General features: G+C 47.2%; 1 rRNA gene. It reads left to right on the top strand.

Annotated features, from left to right (window positions below):
- Nucleotides 1-182 precede the first annotated feature (182 nt).
- Nucleotides 183-1,209, top strand: a 23S ribosomal RNA gene (locus tag ACEN31_RS11525); the annotation flags it as partial.

Raw genomic sequence — 1,209 nt, 5'->3', positions numbered from 1 at the left:
AACTTAGCTCATTGAAAACTGAATATCAACACCTAATATAATCCGTCGATGCGACAGATTGTATTAGAACAATTTTCTTAAATGAAGATATAATTTTAATCGAAATTAAATCATAAACCAAAGAATTGACCGAGTCTGTAGAAATACAGAGTTAAAAAGTAATAATAGCGCGAGAAATATGTGGTTAAGAAACAAAGGGCGCACGGTGAATGCCTTGGCACTAGGAGCCGATGAAGGACGGGACGAACACCGATATGCTTTGGGGAGCTGTAAGTAAGCTAAGATCCAGAGATTTCCGAATGGGGGAACCCAACAGCTAATGGCTGTTACACGCAAGTGAGGTAGACGCAGAGAACTGAAACATCTAAGTACCTGCAGGAAGAGAAAGAAAAATCGATTCCCTGAGTAGCGGCGAGCGAAACGGGAAGAGCCCAAACCGACGTGCATGCACGTCGGGGTTGTAGGACTCTAATGTGGACTTATAAGGTGTAGTCGAATGGCATGGGAAGGCCAGCTGTAAAGGGTGAGAGCCCCGTAGACGAAACACGTTATATACCTAAGAGTATCCTGAGTACGGCGGAACACGCGAAATTCCGTCGGAATCTGCCAGGACCATCTGGTAAGGCTAAATACTCCCTAGTGACCGATAGTGAACAAGTACCGTGAGGGAAAGGTGAAAAGCACCCCGGGAGGGGAGTGAAAGAGTACCTGAAACCGTGTGCTTACAAGTAGTCAGAGCCCGTTAATGGGTGATGGCGTACCTTTTGTAGAATGGACCGGCGAGTGACGATAGTTGGCAAGGTTAAGCTGAAGAAGCGGAGCCGTAGCGAAAGCGAGTCTGAATAGGGCGTGAGTCAGATGTCGTCGACCCGAAACCAAGTGACCTACCCATGTGCAGGTTGAAGGTGCGGTAAGACGCACTGGAGGACCGAACCAGGACATGTTGAAAAATGTTTGGATGACATGTGGGTAGCGGAGAAATTCCAATCGAACTTGGAGATAGCTGGTTCTCTCCGAAATATATTTAGGTATAGCCTCAGAGTGAGAGCGTTGGAGGTAGAGCACTGTTTGGACTAGGGGGACATACGTCTTACTGAATCCAGATAAACTCCGAATGCCATCTGCTCATCTCTGGGAGTCAGACTGCGAGTGATAAGATCCGTAGTCGAAAGGGAAACAGCCCAGACCACCAGCTAAGGTCCCAAAGTA

The organism is Ruoffia sp. FAM 26255, from assembly GCF_045528525.1.
GTDB lineage: Bacteria > Bacillota > Bacilli > Lactobacillales > Aerococcaceae > Ruoffia > Ruoffia tabacinasalis.
Note: the sequence above shows the minus strand (reverse complement) of the source record. Positions and strands in the feature narration are given on the sequence as shown.